22 protein-coding genes and 1 other annotated feature are annotated in these 22,217 nt (G+C 47.0%); of the genes, 5 read left to right on the forward strand and 17 right to left on the reverse strand.

Going from position 1 to position 22,217, the window contains the following annotated elements; translation table 11 throughout:
* Window positions 1–165: 165 nt before the first annotated feature.
* From MH144_RS06005 to MH144_RS06020, 4 genes are all read right to left on the reverse strand, one after another.
* On the reverse strand, window positions 166–2,550 hold the full coding sequence (locus MH144_RS06005; RefSeq protein WP_239298357.1) for a polyprenyl synthetase family protein: 2,385 nt from the start codon (window positions 2,548–2,550) through the stop codon (window positions 166–168).
* 189 nt (window positions 2,551–2,739) lie between these two features.
* Window positions 2,740–3,537: a sulfite exporter TauE/SafE family protein gene (locus tag MH144_RS06010; protein ID WP_239298359.1), complete on the reverse strand. Its 798-nt coding sequence runs from the start codon at window positions 3,535–3,537 to the stop codon at window positions 2,740–2,742.
* 108 nt (window positions 3,538–3,645) lie between these two features.
* Window positions 3,646–3,912 (reverse strand): hypothetical protein, encoded by a 267-nt coding sequence (locus MH144_RS06015; RefSeq protein ID WP_239298361.1) that lies wholly within the window; start codon window positions 3,910–3,912, stop codon window positions 3,646–3,648.
* Window positions 3,913–3,987: 75 nt separating this feature from the next.
* Complete coding sequence (locus tag MH144_RS06020) at window positions 3,988–4,458, reverse strand: DUF6376 family protein (protein ID WP_239298363.1); 471 nt, start codon at window positions 4,456–4,458, stop codon at window positions 3,988–3,990.
* Between the two features lie 142 nt (window positions 4,459–4,600).
* Between MH144_RS06020 and MH144_RS06025 the strand changes: the two genes are divergently transcribed.
* The gene (locus MH144_RS06025) at window positions 4,601–5,569 is read left to right on the forward strand and encodes a bile acid:sodium symporter family protein (protein WP_239299277.1); all 969 of its coding nucleotides are present in this window, start codon (window positions 4,601–4,603) and stop codon (window positions 5,567–5,569) included.
* A gap of 63 nt (window positions 5,570–5,632) precedes the next feature.
* Here the strand turns inward: MH144_RS06025 and asd are convergent, their stop codons facing one another.
* The 5 genes from asd to MH144_RS06050 all read right to left on the reverse strand — a co-directional run bounded on the left by asd (window position 5,633) and on the right by MH144_RS06050 (window position 11,935).
* Window positions 5,633–6,718, reverse strand: a complete 1,086-nt coding sequence (gene asd, locus MH144_RS06030) for an aspartate-semialdehyde dehydrogenase (protein WP_127535993.1) — start codon at window positions 6,716–6,718, stop codon at window positions 5,633–5,635.
* Window positions 6,719–6,886: 168 nt separating this feature from the next.
* Window positions 6,887–7,158: a binding site (T-box leader), on the reverse strand.
* A gap of 186 nt (window positions 7,159–7,344) precedes the next feature.
* A complete protein-coding gene (gene galU / locus MH144_RS06035) occupies window positions 7,345–8,217 on the reverse strand; it encodes a UTP--glucose-1-phosphate uridylyltransferase GalU (RefSeq protein WP_239298365.1) in 873 nt (290 codons plus the stop codon).
* Window position 8,218: 1 nt separating this feature from the next.
* Window positions 8,219–8,656, reverse strand: coding sequence for a GtrA family protein (locus MH144_RS06040; protein WP_239298367.1), 438 nt, complete (start codon window positions 8,654–8,656; stop codon window positions 8,219–8,221).
* The gene (locus MH144_RS06045; RefSeq protein WP_127535996.1) at window positions 8,649–9,635 is read right to left on the reverse strand and encodes a glycosyltransferase family 2 protein; all 987 of its coding nucleotides are present in this window, start codon (window positions 9,633–9,635) and stop codon (window positions 8,649–8,651) included. The genes MH144_RS06040 and MH144_RS06045 overlap by 8 nt, the downstream gene beginning before the upstream one ends.
* Window positions 9,636–9,682: 47 nt before the next feature.
* A complete protein-coding gene (locus MH144_RS06050) occupies window positions 9,683–11,935 on the reverse strand; it encodes a glycosyltransferase family 39 protein (protein WP_481857320.1) in 2,253 nt (750 codons plus the stop codon).
* A gap of 194 nt (window positions 11,936–12,129) precedes the next feature.
* Here MH144_RS06050 and MH144_RS06055 point away from each other — a divergent pair, with 194 nt between their 5' ends.
* The gene (locus MH144_RS06055; RefSeq protein ID WP_239298371.1) at window positions 12,130–12,813 is read left to right on the forward strand and encodes a response regulator transcription factor; all 684 of its coding nucleotides are present in this window, start codon (window positions 12,130–12,132) and stop codon (window positions 12,811–12,813) included.
* Window positions 12,813–14,351: a sensor histidine kinase gene (locus MH144_RS06060; RefSeq protein ID WP_239298373.1), complete on the forward strand. Its 1,539-nt coding sequence runs from the start codon at window positions 12,813–12,815 to the stop codon at window positions 14,349–14,351. The genes MH144_RS06055 and MH144_RS06060 overlap by 1 nt, the downstream gene beginning before the upstream one ends.
* A 74-nt stretch (window positions 14,352–14,425) precedes the next feature.
* Here the strand turns inward: MH144_RS06060 and MH144_RS06065 are convergent, their stop codons facing one another.
* The 7 genes from MH144_RS06065 to MH144_RS06095 form a co-directional block, all read right to left on the reverse strand.
* Window positions 14,426–15,016 carry an HAD-IA family hydrolase gene (locus tag MH144_RS06065; RefSeq protein WP_239298375.1) on the reverse strand — a complete coding sequence of 197 codons (591 nt, stop codon included), beginning with the start codon at window positions 15,014–15,016 and terminating at the stop codon, window positions 14,426–14,428.
* Between the two features lie 64 nt (window positions 15,017–15,080).
* Window positions 15,081–15,629, reverse strand: a complete 549-nt coding sequence (locus tag MH144_RS06070) for a hypothetical protein (protein WP_239298377.1) — start codon at window positions 15,627–15,629, stop codon at window positions 15,081–15,083.
* Between the two features lie 41 nt (window positions 15,630–15,670).
* The gene (locus MH144_RS06075; protein WP_239298379.1) at window positions 15,671–16,021 is read right to left on the reverse strand and encodes a VOC family protein; all 351 of its coding nucleotides are present in this window, start codon (window positions 16,019–16,021) and stop codon (window positions 15,671–15,673) included.
* Window positions 16,018–16,692 carry a GNAT family N-acetyltransferase gene (locus tag MH144_RS06080; protein WP_239298381.1) on the reverse strand — a complete coding sequence of 225 codons (675 nt, stop codon included), beginning with the start codon at window positions 16,690–16,692 and terminating at the stop codon, window positions 16,018–16,020. Before MH144_RS06080 ends, MH144_RS06075 begins: the two co-directional genes overlap by 4 nt.
* Before the next feature lie 73 nt (window positions 16,693–16,765).
* Complete coding sequence (locus MH144_RS06085; protein ID WP_239298383.1) at window positions 16,766–17,059, reverse strand: hypothetical protein; 294 nt, start codon at window positions 17,057–17,059, stop codon at window positions 16,766–16,768.
* 143 nt (window positions 17,060–17,202) lie between these two features.
* Window positions 17,203–18,933: an ATP-binding cassette domain-containing protein gene (locus MH144_RS06090; RefSeq protein ID WP_239298385.1), complete on the reverse strand. Its 1,731-nt coding sequence runs from the start codon at window positions 18,931–18,933 to the stop codon at window positions 17,203–17,205.
* The gene (locus tag MH144_RS06095; protein WP_239298387.1) at window positions 18,930–19,763 is read right to left on the reverse strand and encodes an ATP-binding cassette domain-containing protein; all 834 of its coding nucleotides are present in this window, start codon (window positions 19,761–19,763) and stop codon (window positions 18,930–18,932) included. Before MH144_RS06095 ends, MH144_RS06090 begins: the two co-directional genes overlap by 4 nt.
* A gap of 125 nt (window positions 19,764–19,888) precedes the next feature.
* On the opposite strand from MH144_RS06095, the gene MH144_RS06100 reads away from it, so the two are divergent.
* A complete protein-coding gene (locus tag MH144_RS06100; RefSeq protein WP_239298389.1) occupies window positions 19,889–20,479 on the forward strand; it encodes a biotin transporter BioY in 591 nt (196 codons plus the stop codon).
* 178 nt (window positions 20,480–20,657) lie between these two features.
* On the opposite strand, the gene MH144_RS06105 is transcribed toward MH144_RS06100, so the two are convergent.
* Window positions 20,658–21,428, reverse strand: coding sequence for an SDR family NAD(P)-dependent oxidoreductase (locus MH144_RS06105; protein ID WP_239298391.1), 771 nt, complete (start codon window positions 21,426–21,428; stop codon window positions 20,658–20,660).
* A 178-nt stretch (window positions 21,429–21,606) separates the two neighbouring features.
* Between MH144_RS06105 and MH144_RS06110 the strand changes: the two genes are divergently transcribed.
* On the forward strand, window positions 21,607–22,197 hold the full coding sequence (locus tag MH144_RS06110; protein WP_239298393.1) for a TetR/AcrR family transcriptional regulator: 591 nt from the start codon (window positions 21,607–21,609) through the stop codon (window positions 22,195–22,197).
* Window positions 22,198–22,217: the final 20 nt, after the last annotated feature.

Below are 22,217 nucleotides of genomic sequence, written 5' to 3' on the forward strand. Positions count from 1 at the left end.
ACTGCTTAGTACCCAGTATTATAGCGATTGAAACATGTCTTTCCAAGAGATTTGTGTCTTTTAAACGGAAACAAGGCCTGGATCCCATAGACATGGAATTCCCGACCTTTGTCGCTAAAGTTCATTATAAGTCATATGGTGCAACGAAATCGCGAGTAAAATCTGTCAGCGCTCACGCCCAACAATGTAATCCAACAGATGCTTCAAAAAAGGGATAGGCTTTGGCATTTCGGCAAGTGCATCCGTTGCGAGACAATAATGTTCCCACATCGCTTTTTTCGCTCCATTCTCCCCAAGGATGGAAACGAAGGTTGAATTGTTGTTACGAACATCCTGCCCGGCCGGTTTACCCAGCATCAGATTATCCCCGTCCAGATCCAGCAGATCATCCTTGATTTGAAAAGCGATACCCGCATGATAGGCAAATTTCTTCAAGGAGGAAATTTCAGAATCCTTTACCTGTGCCAGAATAGCAGGCATGACCAGCGCTGCTTCGAAGGCAATGCCTGTTTTGTAGAAGCAGATCATGTTCAACTGATCCAACGTCAGAGCTTTTCCTTTGGAGTTCAGGTCCATCGCCTGCCCCATACACATATCTTCTGCTTTTTCAGCCGAATATCGAATCAAGGTTAGCACCGTTGCAGCATCGAATTGACTGAGCGAGGATTGTTCTCCAATGGCTTTCTGGATCAGAAAGAGGCCTGTTAATTCAGCTGTGGCACTGTTATGCACCTGGTGCAAGGTTGAACGGCCCCGCCTGGTTGAAGCATTATCCTGCGTCGGCAGGTCATCAAAAATGAGGGAAGCGGTATGCATATACTCCAGTGACCTTAATAGCGGAACGATCGACGCTTCTGTCAGCCCATACTCTCGCACACCCATAACCCATGTTAAAATCGGCCTCAGACGTTTGCCACTCCCCTGCAGGCTATAATTGGCTGCATCAATCAGCGTTTCTTTCATTTCCGGAATTTCATTCGGTTTGGATATTTGAACTTCCATGTTAATCCGTTCACGAACCGTTCGAACAGTTTGAATAAAGTCTTCTTTTTCCTTCTTGTCATTTTTCAGATGGGCAATAACCTGATCCCTGAGCAATTTATCGAGAAAATCTACGTCATCCGCTTTTTGAACCATTCGTTGAACGAGATCGTTAAATCCAGGCTGGCCCGAAGCAAAGATGTCCATAATTTCATTATATTTCGCTGGTCCCAGCCTTTCCTTGCTGCGCTTGAGGCCATTGATCGCACGATCCAATATGACCTCACGCGTCTTCGCATCCGAGTCATACACGCTATGGATCAAGTGAGAGATCACCGTCCAATAGAGCTCATATGGATTAATTAAGTCAGGACGCAGATCCCGGTATTTCAAATAATACGTATATGGGGTCACTGCCCCCTCTTCCAAGTCGTCAAACATATCTGCAAAATCATCGGCCAGTTGATTGTAAATTCCATAATAGAACGTGCGGAGATCAAAGCCTTCATCCTCCGAAGCACTCAGAACGGAACGAACAATTAGCCTGGATGAAGATGATTTGATAATAATCGGGATATAGAGCTCTTCATTGGTATAGTTCGCATTGGTAAGTTTCTTGGCCCGGTCCAGCTCTTGCGATTGAAAAAACACATAGGATTGCTCGAAAAAGGTTCGCTGCATTTCAGGTCGTTGGTAATTCTTGATGTATTCAAATGCCTCCCGCAGTTCCGAGTGAACATAGCGAATGACTTCCTCATTGTCTCCGTTCCATTCGCCAATGTCAGGTACAATTCCGGTAAGCAGCGCCTTCCGTATCAGAAGGGAATACTGCTCTTTTTCCTGCGAAGTCAGTGCCTGTGAATCCAACAGATCATCAATGAAGGGATAGGTTAACCCATATGAATACCCCAATCTAATGGCTGCATCAAATCTCTTCGAACGTTCCGGGATTGGCGTCGTCTCATCAAGTTCATCATTCACATGCAGAACAACGCCAAGAATGATCTTAATCAGCTTGCGTTGGGCCTGCTCTGCATCGAGCTCCTTCGGAATATTTGAAGCGACGTTTTCGAGTTTCTGAATCAGCCAGATTACGGCAGTCTCCACGTTTTCCTTCTGAGCCCAGCGATACAATGCCGCTAGACTGATAAAATCGGGCTGGCCCTGGCCTTTCGCTCGATCGGTACGCATGAAATATTTCTTCGTATCTTGCGCAATCCGCTGAATACGAGCCTGTGTCTCAGGAGCATCCAGCGCCTTGCCCAGATCTCTCATATAAATATAGGAGATGCTGCGGTCCAGATACTCATCCAGTTTGCCGGTCACGTTCAACCAGTGGATATATCTATATACATCCCGGGAATCGGGTTTTCTTGTGCTTCGTGATATCCAGGGTAACCATGAGAATCGATGAATATGTTTCTTTTGCCATAGATGAAAATCTTGTTTTAGAATCGTTGTATACGTGTTATTCATTAGCTGGTCATGAAGGGAAGTAAAGTATTCGGCTGCCTTATGCTCGGCTATCTGATATCCTGCTTCGGCATGATCGATAAGTGCGTTATTCATAGGATGGATACCTCAACTTCTATTAATGTTAAACATGTATCCATGAGAGGAGTATGAGGGTGCTCCATGGACGAAAACTGTTGTGAATTCATGCTGTACCAAATTCGCAAGCTCATGTTCATAACCTTTATACGGCGCTTAAACCGTTTGGTTACGAAATCGTCATGGTCGCTCCACTGAACCTTGTTTTTACAGAATAGAAGCCCACACTTTAACGGCAGTAACAGCAATGAGAACAATTAAACCATAGCGAAGCACCCTTACATTGATCATTGAACTGACTCTTGAACCGAGTGACGCCCCTATTAGACTCCCTATAACGGTGTAGATGACTGGCTCGATCGGAATGCCTCCAGCACTGATTTTCCCGATGACTCCACCAATCGCGGATATTAACACGATGGCCAGGGACGAGGCAATCGTCGTTCTTGTAGGAATACGGAGCACCGTCAGCATGAACGGAATCAGAATAAACGCACCTCCCGCGCCAACAATTCCCGAGACGACACCCACTGCCAGAGCCGAACCTGCCGCAATCCATCGGTTAAATTCCACAACATCAGAAGAATCTTCTGTACCTCTACCCGGAATCAACATGAGGATAATGGCGATAACCGCCAATATGCCGTAAATCAAATTAATGACATCTCCATCCAGATGGCCGGATATGATGCCACCGATCAAGCTGCCGATGAGAATACTGATGCCCATGTATACCACGAGCGTCCTATTCACCAAAGCATGCCCATCTCGGACCTTCCTCTTTTTTCTCTGAAATGCGACTACACCTGCCAACGAGGAAAAGAATACCTGGAACATGCTAATGGAGGAAACCTCATGAGCAGTAAAAGGCTCAATTCCCATAAGAGAGGGAACATACAGCAACAGCGGGTAGTTAATGATAGCTCCACCAATACCCAGTAAACCGGAAAAGAAGGAACCGACCAGACCCAGTATAAACATGATGATAAAAAGCAGAACATCCATCGGTAATTCTTCCTTTCTTGCGCTTGAAAAACCTTGTCAAAAAACTGTATACGCGGCGAAATTTATCGGCTATAATAAAAACCAAGTAAATTAATCAGAAATGAGTGATTAAGCATGCTTAATCTGTTCAAGACTCTTTTTGAAAATAAATGTCCTCACTGCAACGAAAAATTGCATGTATGCAGTGATTCGCTCTGCGCCACCAAGACTTGCAGCCAGTGCAATTACAAGGAAGAAAGCTACGGCTCTCTCGGTGTACGCATTGTGTATGACACCACAAAATGATAAAAAACATTCCTGCTCATTGTACCACGTCTCCGCTGGCTCGATAAGCGGTAAGCCCCTGAGAGCAAGTGAAATCGAATAATCCAGCATGTAGAAATATAAAAAAAGGTGCTAAACGAATTACTTCGTTTGGCACCTTTTTTTGCTTCATATTCGAAATCCGGCTTATTCATTTCCTAATCCGCTTAACGGATCTTTTAGATTGTTGATATTATTAATCAGATCCGGAATTCCGGTCTTTTCCCAGTTTTCTGCAGTAAAGCCCTGCTCTGATATGGTGGTCTCGAAACGATCCACAACTTCGGTTAACTGATTGTTATAACTGACCAAATTTTCATGGATGCTCTCACCGATGGCCGGAGCCGTAAGCTGGGAGAATTCACTGGCTTCTGCTTGAATCTGATCAATTTTCGTTTGAATCTGCTCGGTAATCTGAGGATTGTTGACGGCATCTGATGCGAGCTGCTGAAGCTCTGCGCCAGCACTGGATATTTGCTCGATATAGTCCGTTGCTCCGCTAACATAGTTTAAACTTTCGTTTGCCTGCTCCACTACCGAACAAGCCGAGATGACAAAAATACTTGCTGCAATAAAGCCTGTCATGATCAGTGTTTGCCTTCGTTTACGTAAAATCATGAGCATCTTCCCTTCCTTGTATCAGAAGTTATTTACTTAACTGAATGATAGCTGTTCCGGATACCCGAATGCAAATCGGTCTGCACTCATAGGATTGAACATGTATAATGGAAGAATCATACGGTAAAGGGATGTCATGAATATGCTTCAGGCTTTGAATCAGCGCTTGAACCGCATCATGCCACTGATTACTCCAATCAGCATTATCATAGGCGTACTTTGCGGAAGCTTTCTTTCTTCGTACACTTTTTTATCCCCTTGGCTTTTTGCATTTATGACGTTTGCAGGAAGCATCAGTCTAGGGTTCAGGGATTTTCTGAATGTTTTGAAAAAGCCTTTTCCCCTGTTTGTTTGTCTGTTCATATTACATTTGGCGATGCCTCTGATCGCGCTGGGTATGGGGCATCTGGTTTTTCCGATGGACGCTTATACGATAACCGGACTGGTTCTGGCAGCCGTAATTCCGACAGGTGTAAGCAGCTTCATCTGGGTTAGCATTTACCGTGGCAATATTGCACTGACGCTATCCATCATTCTGATCGATACCATGCTGGCCCCTTTTGTCGTTCCGGGTGTTCTTTCACTGCTGATCGGCACCAGCGTTACACTGGATATGGGAGCAATCATGAGCAGTCTGTTCTGGATGATCGTCGTGCCATCGTTGGTGGGCATGCTGCTGAATGAATGGACCAAAGGAGCCATCGTACCGGTATGGGGACCAAGGCTTAATCCACTTTCCAAGTTGTTTATGGCGGTGGTAGTTGCTATCAACGGATCAGTAGTTGCTCCATATCTCGCCAATTTCAACTGGAAACTGGCAGGCCTTGCGGCAATCATCATTTTCCTGGCTTCCTTAGGCTATGCACTTAGTTATTTCATTGCAAGATTGCTGGGCTGGAATGAGGCTGACCAGGTGGCACTCGTATTCAATGGAGGCATGCGCAATATCAGCGCAGGAGCGGTGCTTGCCGTATCCTATTTCCCACCTCCCGTTGCTGTGCCGGTTGTTCTCGGAATGGTATTTCAGCAAATGCTGGCTTCCCTGACAGGTTATCTGCTTGGACGTCGCTCACAACTACTGCAAAATGCAGATAAAACGTCGGCTGCCTAGGGACGTAAACCAAAAAAACGCCAACAACGGTTGGCGCTTTTTTATATTTAAAATATGATTTTTTTATTTCGGTTGAATGTATCCTTCAGCTTTAAGCAATTCCGCGATCAGAACCGCACCGCCTGCTGCTCCGCGGAGCGTGTTGTGGGACAATCCCACGAATTTATAATCATAGAGCGAGTCTTCGCGCAGTCTTCCTGTGGATACGCCCATTCCGCGTTCAATGTCACGATCAAGCTTCGTTTGCGGTCTGTTTTCTTCCTCGAAATACGTAATAAACTGTTTCGGTGCACTTGGCAATTCCAGCTCTTGCGGACGCCCCTTGAATTGCAACCAACGCTCCAGAATTTCATCTTTGGAAGGTTTTTTCTCAAAGTTGACAAACACCGTAGCCAGATGCCCATCCGTTACCGGAACCCGGATACATTGTGTCGTGATGAGTGGAGACGAAGCTTTCACAATCTCGTTGTTCTGCACGCTTCCCCAGATGCGAAGCGGCTCTTGTTCACTCTTCTCTTCTTCGCCACCAATGTATGGAATGACATTATCCAGCATTTCAGGCCAATCCGTGAAGTTTTTGCCTGCTCCTGAAATGGCTTGATACGTGGAAGCAACCACTTGAGTCGGGTTGAACTCACGAAGCGCATGCAGTGCAGGTACATAGCTCTGAATGGAGCAGTTTGGTTTAACTGCGATGAAACCGGTTTTGGTGCCCAGACGTTTACGTTGTGCTTCAATCACTTCCAGGTGTCCTGGGTTGATCTCTGGAATAACCATAGGTACATCGGCAGTCCAGCGATGAGCCGAGTTGTTGGAAACAACCGGAGTGCCTGTTTTGGCATAAGCTTCCTCAAGCGCTTGAATCTCATTCTTTTTCATATCTACGGCACAGAAGATAAAATCAACCTGGCTGGCAAACGCTTCAACCTGGGAGGCATCCTGTACAACGATTTGTTTCACAGCTTCCGGGATAGGAACTGCGAGTTTCCATCTGCCCTGAACGGATTCTTCGTATGTTTTGCCTGCAGAGTTGGCACTTGCTGAAATGGCTGTTACTTCAAACCATGGATGGCCATCCAGCAGGTCCACAAAACGCTGGCCTACCATTCCTGTTCCTCCGACAATACCGACTTTCAATTTTGCTGTCATATAATCATCATTTCCTTTCGGTGTGAGTTCGATAATAGCAATTTTCATTCCTGCATCGGTTGATGGGACTTCATGATTCTTCCCTTAGTAAACACTATTCAGGTGATTCCAAAGCGTGTTGCGAGCACCCCGGAAAAACCAAAAAAATCCCACCCCCAAGACAGAAGTCTCAGGGACGAGATTGAACACTCGTGGTACCACCCAGATTCGCCCATATGTCGCCATATCAGCCTCTAAGAGTTAAGGATACAACCATTAATCAGTTGAACAGCCTATACTCCAGCTCTGTAACAGGAGCTCCTGTCACACCATCCCTTATATGCCAAGTTCCGATGTGCTGCTCTGAGTCTTTATTCAATAAAAATTCTTTACCCCTTTTCAGCTGCCGGGGCTCTCTGAGAAAGAATACTTTTATTTACTCGTCTCTTCATCGCATTTGATATTGCGATTATAATATCAAAGTTACCATTGCGAAGTAAACATATTTTTTATAATTTGCTGCAAATGGATATTTATTTACTACGTTTTAGTGACAAAAGCATTCGTTACCAATAGAGTAAGCCTGCAATATACGTTAGATCACCAGATTTTACCGGATTAATTGAAGTGCCTAAACATTCTGCAATTTAGCCCCACTGCGTCGCAAGCTGTTTGAGGTATGGGGACAGTACTGGCTGCAGCTCCTTACGCATGAGCCCGATCTCCAAAATAGCCTGAATGTAACCGAACTGATTGCCAATATCGTAGCGGCGGCCCTCAAGCTCAAGAGCGAGCAGCTCCTCCAACTGACTCACTTCTTTTAACGCATCGGTTAATTGATATTCTCCTCCTGCGCCTCTCTCGATCCGATCCAAAATGGGAAATATCGATGGTTTCAGAATATAACGTCCCATTACCGCAGTTCTTGATGGTGCCTCCTCCATTGAAGGTTTCTCCACCAGATTCGTAATTCGGTGAACCCGATCTTCCGCACCCGCTGAATCGATAATTCCATATTTGCTTACATCTGCAGGCTGCACTTGACGTACACCCACGACCTGACTGCCGGTCTTTTCATACAAATGAATCATCTGTGCAAGTGCCGGCGGATCGGAAACCATAATATCATCCCCCAGCAGCACAGCGAACGGATCCTCTCCCACAAACTGCCGCGCACATCCGATGGCATGCCCTAGTCCCAGTGGTTCTTTCTGGCGGATAAAATGAATGCTGGCCATATCACTTATCGCCTGCACCTGTTCGAGCAAATCCTGTTTACCTTTGGCATAGAGGGAGTGTTCCAGTTCCACCGATTTGTCAAAATGATCCTCGATCGATTTTTTGTTGCGTCCGGTCACAATAATAATATTTTCAATACCCGATTGAACCGCTTCTTCAACAATATATTGAATGGCGGGTTTGTCCACAATGGGCAGCATTTCTTTGGGCTGAGCCTTGGTTGCTGGCAGGAAGCGGGTACCGAGCCCGGCTGCCGGGATGACTGCCTTTTTGATTCTCATATCATGAAACACTCCTTTCGTTCGTATCTGTATTCGGATAGGGCGCTGTCGCGGACACAACTCGGAAAACCCAATATCGACTGGCGATATAGTTCAGGATCATGCCCAAGAGGGTCGCTGCTGCCTTGCTTATGACCAGATTCAAGTCAAGTATGTTGTTCGAGAGAAACAAGATCAGGGATGATAAGGCGAGGACGATTAGATTTGTAATCACAAAACGCAGCAATTCATTATTCGGACCTTGTCTTCGTGCATCCCTGAATGTCCATCGTCCGTTCCACCAATAACTGTTCAAGACCCCGCAGCTATAGGAAATGACCTGGGCAATGAGAGCGGGTGTTCCCAGCGCAGCGAGCATGGTAAACACCAATGCATCCACCGCCGTATTCATCACACCCACGATCCCGAATTTGATCATTGTGGCCAACCGATTAATCATGGTGAGCAACTCTGCCTGTCAACCGTACTTGCCCGGGCTGACTCTCAGATTGATACACGTCACGCACAATGTATAAGGGTCTCGCCTTGGTTTCATCATAGATGCGGCCAATGTACTCCCCAAGAATGCCCAGCATAATTAGAATAAATCCATTAAATATCAGCATGATGCTGACGATGGAAGGCCAGCCTTTGATCGTTGAATCGGTAAAAATAGCAGAAATGATCACGCTGAGCATGTAGATGAATCCGCCTACGGACAGAATAGCTCCCAAGTAACCCGCAAGCTTGAGCGGTTTATACGAGAATGAAGTAATGCCATCCAGACTCAGTTTCAGCATGCGTTTCAGCGGATATTTGGTCTCTCCTGCCAGACGCTCATCCCGTTCGTATTCGATCGCAGTTTGTCTGAATCCAACCCAACTGACCAAACCACGGACAAATCGATTTTTTTCCGGAAGGCGTTTCATCTCATCGCACACTTTGCGATCGATTAGGCGAAAATCTCCTGTATCCACTGGAATATCCGTATCGGTTGAGGCCCGGAGTACGCGGTAAAACATGCTTGCAGACCATTTCTTGAAGCGGGTCTCCCCGCTTCGTCTGGTCCGGCGGGCATACACTACCTCATAGCCCTCTTTCCATTTGGCAATCATGTCCAGAATCAGTTCGGGAGGGTCCTGAAGGTCTGCATCAATAATGACAACTGCATCACCTGCTGCATAATCCATCCCTGCGGTAATCGCGATCTGGTGACCGAAGTTGCGAGCAAAATCGATTAATTTCACACTGTCATCCCAACGTGCGTAGTCACGGATCATCTGCGCACTTCGGTCGACACTGCCATCGTTGACAAACAGCAGTTCATACGTTTCTCCCGTACTGCCCATAACCTTTTTCACACGTCGATAGGTTTCTTCAATGACTGCCTCTTCGTTGTACATCGGAATAATGATGCTGTAACGGCACTTTTGAGCCATATTCGTTCCCTCCCTTTTCAATTTCGGTTCGTTCCACTTAACCATTTCTATAACTTCACTTCGTATAGGGTGCTCTGTCCGCCGAAGCCAGCTCCGCTATCCGTACCTGTCATCCATTCTGATGTCGGAATTTCGGTACCATGTTCCATGATCCAGCTGCTGAGATCCGAATTGCCTCCTCGGCCGCCCATGCCGCCAACCATGAAGTATTTCACTTGTCCGCTCTTCACGAGCTCTTCCAGTTCGTCCGTGGTATATACCGGATCAGAACCGGAGAAACCTCCGAGTGTAATGACAGCCTCGTTCTCATCAATGATGTAAGGAGCTGCCTGGTTATAATCTGTCGTTGCAAAAAGATAGGTCTCTCCTGTGTTATTTTCTCTGAGATAATTCAGTGTTGTTGTATCTACTTCTTCGTTCCTGTTTCCGGCTCCGCCTCGTCCGCCAGTAGCTCCCATCCCGCCACCACCAAACATGTTTCCACCAGATGCCGGAGGTGTTCCTGTACTTGAATTATCATCAGCAGCTCCGCTGTTAGAAGCACCAGGGAAGGATGGATCCGAATCACTTGTAGCATTAGGTGGAGTCATCTCGCTGTCTCGATCACCTTGTCTGTCTCCCATAGCCATGCCCATGCCGCCGAATATCCCATTTGAACCCGTAGGGCCCGCCGCAGGAATCATGCTGTTGCCACCGTAGGTAATTGGCGTGAACGCCCAATAGACTGGACCAATAAGCATAACCATAAACCCTGCCACAATGATTCCTTGCTTCCATTGATGTGAACGATTGAGCATCACGATTAGGATGAGCGTGATCACAATACCTGCAATTAATTCGCTGATCGACCAGCCTGCACCAATGGTGTCATCATAGACCTGCATGATATACCAGCCGAAGATCGTCGTAAGCAGAACGGCAAGAGGAAGCAGCCAGGCTTGCCAGCCATTGCGTTCTCGATAGGCTTGCCACATGGCTACAAATCCGGCTCCGGTCAAAGCTGCAACCGGCGGGGCCAGCATGATCAGGTAATATTGGTGGAAGAAACCAGCCACACTGAAGAACGCTGCAACCGGAAGCAACCAGATCAGCCAAAACGCAGCTTCCTTATGTTTCATCGTAATATTTCTCCGTCTGAGACCCGCAAAGAGAGCAATGCATCCCAGCAGTACCGTTGGCAGAAGCCAGCTGGCCTGCCCGGACAATTCGGTCTGGAACAATCGAAGCACACCTTTCTCCCCTGTGCCGAACATGCCACCCATTCCGCCACCATTGCCTCCTCCGAAATTCCTTCCGTTTGGCATTTCAGCGCCGTTCGGCATCTGTCCGCCTTGTGGGAAATTCATTCCGTTCATTCGACCCATCTCACCCGTTGAACCGTCGTTCGATGGGTTGCCTGTAGCAACGGAGTTGTCTGATGAATCAGAATCCGGGGCTGCTGTCGAAGCATCGTCACGGCTTCTACCACCTGCCATGTTAGGCATGCCTGCGCCAGCGGTTCTGTTCTGCTGACCTGTAAGACGGGACAGACCGTTGTAGCCAAATGCAAGCTCCAGCACCGAATTCGTTTCGCTGCTTCCGATGTAAGGCCGCTGACTCTCCGGTATAGAATCGACCGTCACTGCCCAGGATAAGGAAACCACTGCCAGTACTGCGGTACTACCAATAAGCAGAAGGATCTTCTTTTTCCATTTCGCTTGGAATGCAAGCAGATAGAAGATATAAAATGCCGGAAGAATCATGTAGGCTTGAAGCATTTTCATGTTAAATGCTAATCCAATAAGGCCAAATGCTACGAGGACCCGCCACGTACTGCCCTGCTTGGTACCTTTGAATAAAAACCAGGAACCGAGCAATAGCGTAAACACCAGCATGCTGTCAATATTGTTGGTACGGCTTACTGCCGCCACAACCGGAACCGTAGCCATGGCCAGAGCAGCAATACGTGCCGCCACAAGTCCAAAGGTTGGTTTTACCATGAAATAAATGATCAGTACCGAACCGATTCCTGCTAATACTTGCGGCAAAATAACACTCCATCCATGCAATCCGAAAACATAGGCAAAAGCCGTCTGAATCCAAAAAACGACGGGTGGTTTATCTACCGTTACCGAGCCAGCCGAATCAAGGGATGCATAGAAGAAATTGTGGAAATTTCTCAGCATGCTCCCTACGGCGGTCGTATAGTAGGAATTGGCATATTGATCGTTCCAAATCCCGTATCCGTTCAGAATTGCCGCCAATATGACAATCGGCAGAAGGACCAGATCAATCCTTCGTTTGGCATGTTTCAATGTCAATCACTCCTTCTCGTTCTTCATGATTGTATTGTGACATGCCAAAATAAAATTGGGATGAGTCCCCGCTGAATGTTAACTGAGGATAAGTTCCAAACCTTTCAGCTAATTTTCAGTTTGGCAAGCGATAATACAATATAATGCCCTTAAGATGGAGGCATTCAATAAATGGATTTAACAGGGAGGCATGCCCGTTTATGAAGTTAAGTACTGGGATAAAAATCCTTTTGGCCGATGATGAACCACATATTTTGCAATTTTTGGAGCTTGGATTGAGCAATGAGGGCTTCGATGTACGCACAGCTCCAGATGGTGCTGCAGCGCTCGAACTTGCGCTTGAGTTTCGTCCGCATATGGCCATTTTGGATGTCATGATGCCGGAAATGGATGGATTCGAGGTGGTTGAACGACTGCGCAAGACCGGAGCCCAGGTTGGAGTCATCATGCTTACAGCCAAGGATGAAGTCGAGAATCGGGTTAAAGGTCTGTGGCTTGGTGCTGACGATTATATGATCAAGCCCTTTGCCTTCGATGAGCTGCTCGCCCGGATTCAGGCAAGGCTGCGCAATCAGTTTCCATTGCTCATTGGGGCCGTAACACATGGTCCTTTCCGAATCGACGATCAGCGCAAGGAGATCACGTATCATAATCAGATTCTTGAGTTGTCCCCTACCGAATATGAACTATTGAAGTTCATTGTTCTGAACCACGGCATCGTGCTAAGCAAGGCAACAATTCTTAGTCGTGTGTGGGGGTATGATTTTGGCGGAGAAGAAAATATTGTCGAGGTCTATATACGTTCACTGCGTGACAAACTTGGGGATAAAGAGCACAAACTCATTCGCACTCTTCGGGGTGTTGGATACCGAGTGGATCTCTGATGAGTCATTCGAGGAAATCAACTACCAAATCTCTACTGGGACGACTGCAGCGGTTGATCTGGCCCCGTTCGCTCCGTTCTCAGCTGCTCGCACGTTCTCTGTTTATTCTTGCAGCCTTATTCTTGTTAATTGGCATTTTTCAGTTCTGGATTATGGAAAGCTTCCTGTATCGCAATCAGGCCAAAACGATGGAAGAGCAGATCATGTCCATGCCTCCTGTCTGGCTCGGCTTATCTTCGCGGAATGAATCATTCAACAACCCATTTGCCGGACAGGCAGGCACGGATGCACGCGTGTCGGGTAACAGGATGCTCTACATTCCCGATCGTTCACTTGCCCTATTCGATCAAAATGGCACATTCGAGGATATATTCGGTAAAGAAGACGGTCTGGCAGCTCCCCAACTCACTGCCGCCGAATACAAAACAATTACGAACCAATTAATGGACAAACGACATGCTCCATACCAGATCGTGACGGATCGTACAGGCAGTGAGCAATTAATCGTTTTTGCCTCGCCCGGTCCACGCAATAGGGATTTCACCATGGTTCAGATGGGTACCCCTACGAAACCAATAAGAGATTTGATTGTCAAACAGCTGCTCATCTTCGTCATGTTATCTCTTCTGGCGATGGTCGCGGGTCTCATTCTCTATACCAGAACGCTCCGCCGTACACTGATTCCGTTGTCCAGTATGGTCGATACCGTACAGCGGATCGATGCAGGCAGCTTGGCAGAACGCCTTCCCGCCACGCAGGGTCAACAGGAAGTGGATCAGCTCGCGCAGTCGTTTAATGGCATGCTCGAAAGGCTTGAGCAATCATTTGAAGCGGAACGTGAATCCAAGGAACAGATGCAGCGTTTCCTGTCCGATGCTTCCCATGAACTGCGGACTCCATTGACGTCCATCCACGGATTCATTGAAGTTCTCCAGCGGGGCGCAGCGTCCAATAGTGAACAACTTTATAGGGCACTGGACAGCATGTATGGCGAGTCTGTTCGAATTAACAAGCTGGTTGAAGATTTGCTTATGCTAACCAAGCTTGATCATGCTCCGAAGCAAGAACAGGAGATTATTCAGCTGGATCATTTGCTGCTGGAGATGCAGCCACAGCTGAACATGATGGCACGGGAACGCCATGTACACTTCGACCTGACTGCCGGTTTATCCATCATGGCTGAGCCGCACAAGCTGAAGCAGGTGGTACTCAATTTGTTCCACAATGCGGTGCAGCACACGCACCCGGAATCCGGTTCCATTACTGTGACGCTATATGCTGTTCATAACAAGGCAGAACTGACCGTAAACGACAACGGCACCGGCATTGAGCCAGAACATCTTCCCCATATTTTTGAACGCTTCTATCGAACCAGCTCTTCCCGCTCCAGAAAGGAAGGCGGCGCCGGCCTTGGTCTGGCCATTACACATTCCATTGTGGAAGCACATGGCGGGAGTATTGCGGTGAATAGCAAGTTAGGTGGCGGAACAACGTTTACCATTTTACTGCCTTTGTATGAGACAACTTTCGATCATTAGCATGACCAATAACCCTTCCCAGCTCCTTAGGGACTGTGAGAGGGTTATTGGCTTAATACTCATTCTTTTCAATTCTAAGCTCCTACGGTAAGTATATAGTCTATTTTTTCAATCCAATAATGTTGTTCATCTGCAAGCACTGTTTCCCATCCAAGCTGCATAGCAGGTTTGAAGTTTTTTGATTGATCATCCACAAATATAATACGAGTTCTCAAGTTCATATGGGATTCTACGATTTCATAAATCTCTCTATGGGGTTTGCAGAACCCAACCTGATTTGAAATGGTAATACTTTTGGTGTGTTTTTCGATCGTCAGCAATATCGGTTTAACCCATTCATGGCAATGATTACTTAGCAGATGTATGTCAGCGTGCTGACTCCATCGTTCAAGATAATGTATCGCAGGTAATGTTTCTGTCGTACGATTTAGTAATTCATACGCATAGGTTTTGTCTATCTTGGGGTATTGCAATTGCAACCAGATCCAGAACTGTTCCTCTTTCAATTTTCCTGTCCACAGGTCTTTCCGAATAGCGCTCAGCTGTTCAATGAATATAGGGAAAGTCGTGCCTGCATGACCTGCGAGCTCCCGCCAAAATGAAGAGGAAAGATTCGTAATCAGAACTCCAGCTATATCCAAAACAAGCTGAGGCTTATCTTCCATTCCATCACCTCTGTTAAGATAGACTTCTCACGTAAATGTTCCTTTTCCATATCCCTTACCCACACTAACTTTCCGGTTTCCATGACTGTATCACCTTATGATTGACATCGATGGCATGGATATTGTTGAACGTCTCCATGAGACTAAGCTCTGATTCGTTTTGAAAGGCTACTGGCATTCTCACGATAAACGTATTATTTATTGCTTTTACATCCTGGGTCTCTCCATTGATATAATCAATTTGAAACTTGACAATGGAGATGTCGGAATATAAGGCACCCCATATGAAATTTCCGCGATTGTTTTTGGGCTCCGCGACAACGAGGAACGCAGGACCTAAATCTGAACTGGCCGTCCAACCCGACTCACTGTCCGCATTTACATGAAATCTTCCACGCTTTTGCTCATAGGCTGCGAATACATACTGTGTTTCGTCCAGGTAAAGAACCGACTCATTCTTCTGATCAACATTCACAATCTTCACCTGTGTCTTCCAATTGGATTGGACAGCCTGGTCCAATGTTGGATATCCGAAGATCCGATTCGAGAAAAGGTTGAGACCTGCAATGAGCAGCACAAGCAGACTGATGCTTATCCATATTATTTTCTTCATGTTCCCCCCTTTTACACCTTACCTTCTATTCATTTCACGAGCTAACACTTGCACACCATTAACAGGTTTCCATCCGGATCCTGAAAGTTAAACCAATGATCATGCTCAATGGGTGTTGTTATATGAACATCTTTGGATTGCATAAACGCAAAGGCTTCCTCAATATCTTCCGTATCAAAATGGAATGCAGGCGTTTTGAAGGTATGCTCCTCGGCATAAATTTTGCTGTCCAGTACAATCCGTGTTCCGTTCATCGGAATGATATATAAGTGTCCAAACAATATCTCGCCATCCGTAGGCAAGCCCAAGATGTCACAATACCAATCTCGCGCGCGCTCAATGTTACGGACTGGAATAAACACTGTACCGATCTGATTTAATAGAGGGCTCATGCCAATCCCTCCTTCTCCATGAACTCCTCCTTAGTCAACCCAAACAGGATCATGTCATGGTACTTGCCATTCGTGTATATAACCTTGCGTCGTACGCCTTCCTGAACGCAACCCAGCTTTCTCATCATGGCTGCTGAAGGTTCGTTCCCTTCAAGGACACTATCATTGAATTTATTCAGTCTTCTCTCGAAAAAGGCATACTTCAGCAGAATGCGAACGGCTCGCGTTCCAACCCCTTTGCCCCGATGATCACGGTCAACCTGAATACCAATGCTGAATGTGCCGTTCCGCTCGTCTATACTGTTTATGTTAGCGCCCCCAAGGTACTCTCCATGCCAATCCTCAATCGAGAACATGATGCGTCCATGTGTACTGGAGAAATTGGAGAAGTTTTCTGTAAAATGTTTGGCCTCGGCAGACGTCGGCGGCAGTTCTACTGCACATTCGAGCAGACGACGAGCAGATGTATCAAAACGATTATAATAATGAGCTTCCCAATCTTCCTCGCGCAGAGCACGCAGCCGGATCAGCTCATCCTGCCAAAAGTACTGACTATAGTCAATCTCTCTCATTTCTTCATCCCCATTTCCCTTGTACTCACCATCTGTTGAACTAAAGCTATGATAACCCAAATTGTGGAATCTGTGGTAGATCTTTTTCCATGAGTGCACGCCAAACAGCCCCCAAGCAAAACATTCTGCCAGGAGACTGTGATTTATTTTTATATACGATGAAACACTCCGATTATTCCGAGTATTGGGGCTTCGTCACGCGATCAGGAACCGATTCGTCGAAGACATCCTGACCTGGATAATCTCGTACTTCCCCTTCATGGAGCTCGTGGTTCTCATAGTCAAACCGATGTGCGGATCGCTGATCCACTCGCCACGGAGAACTCTTTCCAAGTGATTCTGACAGTAACGATGAGCCGTAAGGACCTTCCGGAAACTCCTCCAGTGCCAGATCATTCCGCTGCGACTCCACCGTAGACAGATCGGTATATTCACTCCGCTCTTCCTGCAAAAATTTATCCTTCATCGTTCGTCCCTCCATATCCGCTTTGAGGTATCCAAAGCACGTCTATTTTGAGCGAAAACCATATTAATTATGCATAATCACTGGAAAACACTGCGTTTCATGCCTTGATTCATGGGAGGAATCTGTGCTGTGCTCTCTCGTCATCACTTACGTATCGATATGAACAAAACAAAAACAATAAGGCCTATACCACAGATGATCGTATCCCTTTTGGACCATACCAACAGGGTGGAACGTACGCCCAGCATGGGATTTTCTCGCACTTTCCGCATTTCCATGGCAATCGTCATATCTTCTGCTCGCTGCAATAACGACATTAATAAAGGGATAACCATCGGTCCCAGGTCCCGGACCCGAACCGTATTGGGTTTCAGGGCAGCTTTACCGCGAGACCGGACAATAAGGGAGAACCGCTGCCACTCGCTCCAGATCATCGGGATAAACCGGAAGATCAATGAAACGGCAAGTGCAAACGAAGCAACGGGCAGCCTGATTTTTTTACCTATGCCCAGTACCCAGTTTAACCCTTCTACCATTCGGCCATAAGGCGTGGTAAGGGAAAACCAGAGACTCGCCAAAGTAACGATAAACAAACGATACACATTCAGGAGAGTTGCCTCCGCCTGCAGCAAGGAAAAACCGAATCGTAAACTCCCTCCTTCTGCATCAAGCGTGGTTCCAGATAACGCTGTAGATATGATGAAGAACAGTAATAAGGGCTTCATTAACTTCACGCAGCCTGCCAGAGTCTGACGAGGCAATACACTTAGCGCCAAAATGACCGGTATCAGTGTGAGGGACAACCCAATCCAGCGGTGCTGCAGCATCGCTGCAGTCACGAGCAGAATGTACAGCAGCCATTTGAGACGTGGGTCCATGTTACGGTAAAGGTCTTTGGGTGGAAGTACCTCTTGAGCTTCAATGGAACGCTCCGTTTTTGCAGAGTCTTGCTGGCTCCCTTCACTTGTCTCTGGCACACTTGTCTGCTCTTCCCGCTGGTAAAGTTTATCCGACGCATTAAATGGGGACTGAGCAATACCTGCAGCCATCTCCTCTGGCGTCAATGCCGTGGGCAAATCAATGCCAGCCGCTCTAAATTGCTGGGCAAGCCGCATAGAAGGCGGCAACCCAATCTCAGCCTTCTCCAGGAGTTCGGGTTGCAAATGGAGTTCTCTCGGTGTAAGATCCGCAATCAACTGCCCTTCTCGCAGCAATAGAACACGATCCGCAACCGGCAAAAATGTATCCAGGTCGTGCGTGGCCACAACCGCTCCCTTACCTGCATCTCGGTGCCGTTCAAGCACGTCAAGCAGAAGCAAAACGCTCTGTGCTTCCAATCCGGCGCTCGGTTCATCAAGCAGCAGCCACTCAGGCTTCGTTGCCGTCCCGAGTGCGAGGCCGAGCCTTCTTCGTTCACCCCCGCTCAGCGCAAAAGGAGATCTATCCGGATTGAAGCGCTGCTTCATCTCAGCTGGATCCGTTGGCGGATCCCATTGTACAAGCGACTCGGTCATCTGGCGTTTCTTTTGCTCTTCCGATAGTGGGTACGGGCGAAGCGAGTACGAGAATTCCTGTTGAATGCTTCGGGCAAATAACTGCTGCTCGGGAAACTGGAACACCAATCCCATCTGCAGCAAAATAGACCTTGGTACTTTGCCATTTTGCCAAAATGGTTCACCGTTCAAAGTAATATGACCAGTACTTGGCAGTTTAAGACCTGCTATGGTCTGCAATAAAGTGGTTTTACCGGATCCTGTACAGCCTAATAACAGGGTTATCTCACCGCTGTTAAACTGAACGGAAATGTCCTGCAAAAGTGCCTTCGTTCCGGATTCAGGCGCTTCTACGGTTACGTGATCTAGTCCAATAGTCATCGAGCAGCCTCCTTCACCAGTTGTTCCGGCCTGAGTGGTGTGGCGGCTTGATTCAAGAACCCTTGCTGTTTGAGAAGGAGAGCTGTTTTTACTGTAAAGGGTGGGTCCAGTCTCAGTCGCTCACAGGGTGTGCGTCCCTCAGCCATGGTTGCCGGGGTAGTCTCGACCGTACCTCCATAGAAAAATGACGATGGTACCCCATCATATACACTGTGTCCTTGTTCCATCGCCATAATCCGGTTGCTTAGAGTTGCTTCTTCCAAGTGATGCGTAATCCAGATAACTGCGGTTCCTTGCCGGACGACTGATTCCACAATGGATTCTATTCGCTCTCTCGCTCCCGGATCCAGCATAGCTGTAGGTTCATCCAGAACGAGTACATCCGGCCTTGAGGCCAATGCTACCGCAATATTAAGCAGCTGCTTTTGGCCGCCAGACAGGCGAGATATGGCTGTGTCCGGGGAATATTGAAGGCCTACCATATGTAAAGCGTCTTCTCTACGCCGTAATTGTTCCTCTACGGAATCAACGAACGGCGACAGACTAAAATGAAATTCTTCCTCAATCGTATCTCCAAGCACCTGCGCATCTGGCTGCTGAAGCACTCCGCGAACGGCAAGCCCAGGAGCCGCCTGTCTAGTTCCGCCTGATAGTTGTGTGAAGCCGATTAGCACTGCGGCCAGTGTACTTTTCCCGCTGCCATTGGCTCCCACAATACTAATCCATTCCCCGGGATATACGTTCAGGGAAACCCCATCGACTGCCTTGCGAACTTGGCCGGATTCGGCCGCATAATGGACTCGTGCATGTTCTAGTTTAATTAAAGGCATAACGTCCTGCATCGAAATTTGGTCCTTTCCCTTTTGCTTCTTTTGTGGTACGATCCAAATCGTTAACCACCGTTTCTTGTTTTGGTTAACAATAAGATTACCAAAATCGAAAGGATTGTTCAATCATGAAGTTATCTTTACGTGGTATTGTATTCAGTGCACTCATGGCAGCTATACTCGTTCTTTTTGGTTACATAAGTATTCCCATCGGTTTCTCACCCGTCCCCATTACGCTGCAGACGCTTGCCGTCATGCTGGCGGGAGGATTACTGGGCCCGTTATACGGTTTTCTAAGTATTGCTCTCGTCGTTATTTTGACGGCTCTCGGGTTCCCGCTTCTGCACGGGGCTGGCGGCCTCGCCGTACTTCTGGGTCCAACAGGCGGATACGTCATCATGTGGCCTTTCGCCGCCCTGCTCATTGGATTGCTGCTGGCACGAATCAAGCTGAGAGGAATCGGCGGTTATGTACTGGCATTTATCGTGTTTGAACTGTTCGGATCGCTGCTGATCTATGTCTCAGGCGTACCTTGGCTGGCTTATGCCTATAAAATGTCTCTTCCGGAAGCCATGATTCAAGGTTTCTATCCTTACATTATCGGAGATCTGATCAAAGCACTCTTTGCTGCAATCATTATCGCTCCAGTTCGTATGGTATACCCGCCGCAGCGACTGACAGGTAATTTGAATTCGACCATTGTGAAGGCAGATTCCTAAGGAACACATAATATAACTATTGCTCAAGCCAAAAAGTCGTTTCCGCGTGCAAGTAGGTACTTACGTCCACGCAGGAAACGACTTTTTAAATAGCAATGAGAAACTTAGCTAATGAAATGAATCATGAAAGTGATTCTTGCTCCCCAGCTCTAACGACCAGTTAGCGAACAGGAATCTTTTAACGCGATGTGTATCCTGCATCGGCATGAATTGTTGTGCCAGTCACGTAAGAAGAAGCATCGGATGCCAGCCACAGACTTGCTTGAGCTATCTCGTCAGGTTGTCCAAAACGATTCAGCAAACTGAGCTGCGGTGCATACTCTTCTGCCGTGAAGCCGAATTGATCCAGTGCACCACGCAGCATCGGCGTGTCGATTGCGCCTGGAGCAACCGTGTTGACACGAATATTGTGCGGTCCATTTTCCATAGCGGCAACTTTGGTCATGCCGACAACACCGTGTTTGGCAGCAACATAAGCGATGTTGTTTGGTTGAGGACGGAACCCGCTCACGGACGAAATGTTAATAATGGATCCGCCCTTGCCTTGTTTAAGCATCTGCTGAAGCTCATATTTCATGCAGAGCGCAGTACCTGTCAGGTCAACCGACATCAGGCGGTGCCAGTAGGCTTCGTCGAATTCCGCTGCTGGTTTATCATCCGGAGTAAGGGCGGCATTGTTCACAGCCACATCCAGTTGTCCGTACGTATCCACTGCAAATTTAACCATAGCCTGTACTTCTTCGGATTTGGAAATATCCACTTTCACGAAAGCGGATTCACCGCCTTCCGCACGGATTGCTTCTACAACAGCTTGTCCCTTTTCTTCGTTAAAATCCGCTACCACGACTTTGGCTTTGGCTGCTGCAAACAGTTTGGCTGTTGCTTCGCCCATGCCCATGGCTGCACCTGTTACGATTGCTACTTTTCCTTCCAAAACGGGAAATGTCATTATGAATACCTCCAATTTAATATGAATTCTAAACAATCCTCAATATATCCATATCATTACCCTTATTCAATCCGTAATATGCCCTTAACTGTATGTTAATGTACAGAACATGACATTCTGTTCATTAAGTTGCGTCATTATGACAATTCAACCATACTATAATAGAGGTGAATATAAGATGACCGTGCAGCTGGACAAGCGCATTCTGCGCTCCAAATCCGATATTAAACATACGTTTTTGCGTTTACTTCAGGATAAGCCTTTTCATCAGATCTCCATTTCGGAGATTGTAAGGGAAGCGAGCTATAATCGGGGAACATTCTATGCCAATTTTGCAACCAAAGAGGATCTGCTAGGTGAAATTATTCAGGAGGTTCTCGAAGAATTTGTTAATCAAATCAAGTATCCCTATCGGTACATAACGAGAGTAAACCTGAAAGAAATGCACACCGAGGACATCACGTTGTTTCTGTACTTGAAAGAACATGCTTCTATATATAAGCTGCTGCTCAGTGACCATATCCAGGTTGATTTTCGCTACCAACTGGCGAAGACGATCGAAGAACTGTTTGTCGCTGAATATGAATATGAACTGGAGGAAGGATCACGGATTGATCCGAAATGGCTGTTTATCTACCGGGCGCATGGCGTTGCTGGACTGTTGATTCGCTGGATTGAAGAGGACTTCCCCACCACTCCTCAATATATGAGTACTCAGATTGTAGAATTAATGCTGCTGTCTACAGCCGTCTTCCATGTAAAAAAGTAATTCCATGAATCTGCTCTAAC

Source organism: Paenibacillus sp. ACRRY, assembly GCF_022346995.1.
Taxonomy (GTDB): Bacteria; Bacillota; Bacilli; order Paenibacillales; family Paenibacillaceae; genus Paenibacillus.

What these genes read in the sequence shown, in the direction of transcription:
- MH144_RS06005 (WP_239298357.1), bottom strand. Translation starts at nt 2,550, where the DNA reads ATGAATAACGCACTTATCGATCATGCCGAAGCAGGATATCAGATAGCC.
- MH144_RS06010 (WP_239298359.1), bottom strand. Translation starts at nt 3,537, where the DNA reads ATGGATGTTCTGCTTTTTATCATCATGTTTATACTGGGTCTGGTCGGT.
- MH144_RS06015 (WP_239298361.1), bottom strand. Translation starts at nt 3,912, where the DNA reads ATGCTGGATTATTCGATTTCACTTGCTCTCAGGGGCTTACCGCTTATC.
- MH144_RS06020 (WP_239298363.1), bottom strand. Translation starts at nt 4,458, where the DNA reads ATGATTTTACGTAAACGAAGGCAAACACTGATCATGACAGGCTTTATT.
- MH144_RS06025 (WP_239299277.1), top strand. Translation starts at nt 4,601, where the DNA reads ATGCTTCAGGCTTTGAATCAGCGCTTGAACCGCATCATGCCACTGATT.
- asd (WP_127535993.1), bottom strand. Translation starts at nt 6,718, where the DNA reads ATGACAGCAAAATTGAAAGTCGGTATTGTCGGAGGAACAGGAATGGTA.
- galU (WP_239298365.1), bottom strand. Translation starts at nt 8,217, where the DNA reads ATGAGAATCAAAAAGGCAGTCATCCCGGCAGCCGGGCTCGGTACCCGC.
- MH144_RS06040 (WP_239298367.1), bottom strand. Translation starts at nt 8,656, where the DNA reads ATGATTAATCGGTTGGCCACAATGATCAAATTCGGGATCGTGGGTGTG.
- MH144_RS06045 (WP_127535996.1), bottom strand. Translation starts at nt 9,635, where the DNA reads ATGGCTCAAAAGTGCCGTTACAGCATCATTATTCCGATGTACAACGAA.
- MH144_RS06055 (WP_239298371.1), top strand. Translation starts at nt 12,130, where the DNA reads ATGAAGTTAAGTACTGGGATAAAAATCCTTTTGGCCGATGATGAACCA.
- MH144_RS06060 (WP_239298373.1), top strand. Translation starts at nt 12,813, where the DNA reads ATGAGTCATTCGAGGAAATCAACTACCAAATCTCTACTGGGACGACTG.
- MH144_RS06065 (WP_239298375.1), bottom strand. Translation starts at nt 15,016, where the DNA reads ATGGAAGATAAGCCTCAGCTTGTTTTGGATATAGCTGGAGTTCTGATT.
- MH144_RS06070 (WP_239298377.1), bottom strand. Translation starts at nt 15,629, where the DNA reads ATGAAGAAAATAATATGGATAAGCATCAGTCTGCTTGTGCTGCTCATT.
- MH144_RS06075 (WP_239298379.1), bottom strand. Translation starts at nt 16,021, where the DNA reads ATGAGCCCTCTATTAAATCAGATCGGTACAGTGTTTATTCCAGTCCGT.
- MH144_RS06085 (WP_239298383.1), bottom strand. Translation starts at nt 17,059, where the DNA reads ATGAAGGATAAATTTTTGCAGGAAGAGCGGAGTGAATATACCGATCTG.
- MH144_RS06090 (WP_239298385.1), bottom strand. Translation starts at nt 18,933, where the DNA reads ATGACTATTGGACTAGATCACGTAACCGTAGAAGCGCCTGAATCCGGA.
- MH144_RS06095 (WP_239298387.1), bottom strand. Translation starts at nt 19,763, where the DNA reads ATGCCTTTAATTAAACTAGAACATGCACGAGTCCATTATGCGGCCGAA.
- MH144_RS06100 (WP_239298389.1), top strand. Translation starts at nt 19,889, where the DNA reads ATGAAGTTATCTTTACGTGGTATTGTATTCAGTGCACTCATGGCAGCT.
- MH144_RS06105 (WP_239298391.1), bottom strand. Translation starts at nt 21,428, where the DNA reads ATGACATTTCCCGTTTTGGAAGGAAAAGTAGCAATCGTAACAGGTGCA.
- MH144_RS06110 (WP_239298393.1), top strand. Translation starts at nt 21,607, where the DNA reads ATGACCGTGCAGCTGGACAAGCGCATTCTGCGCTCCAAATCCGATATT.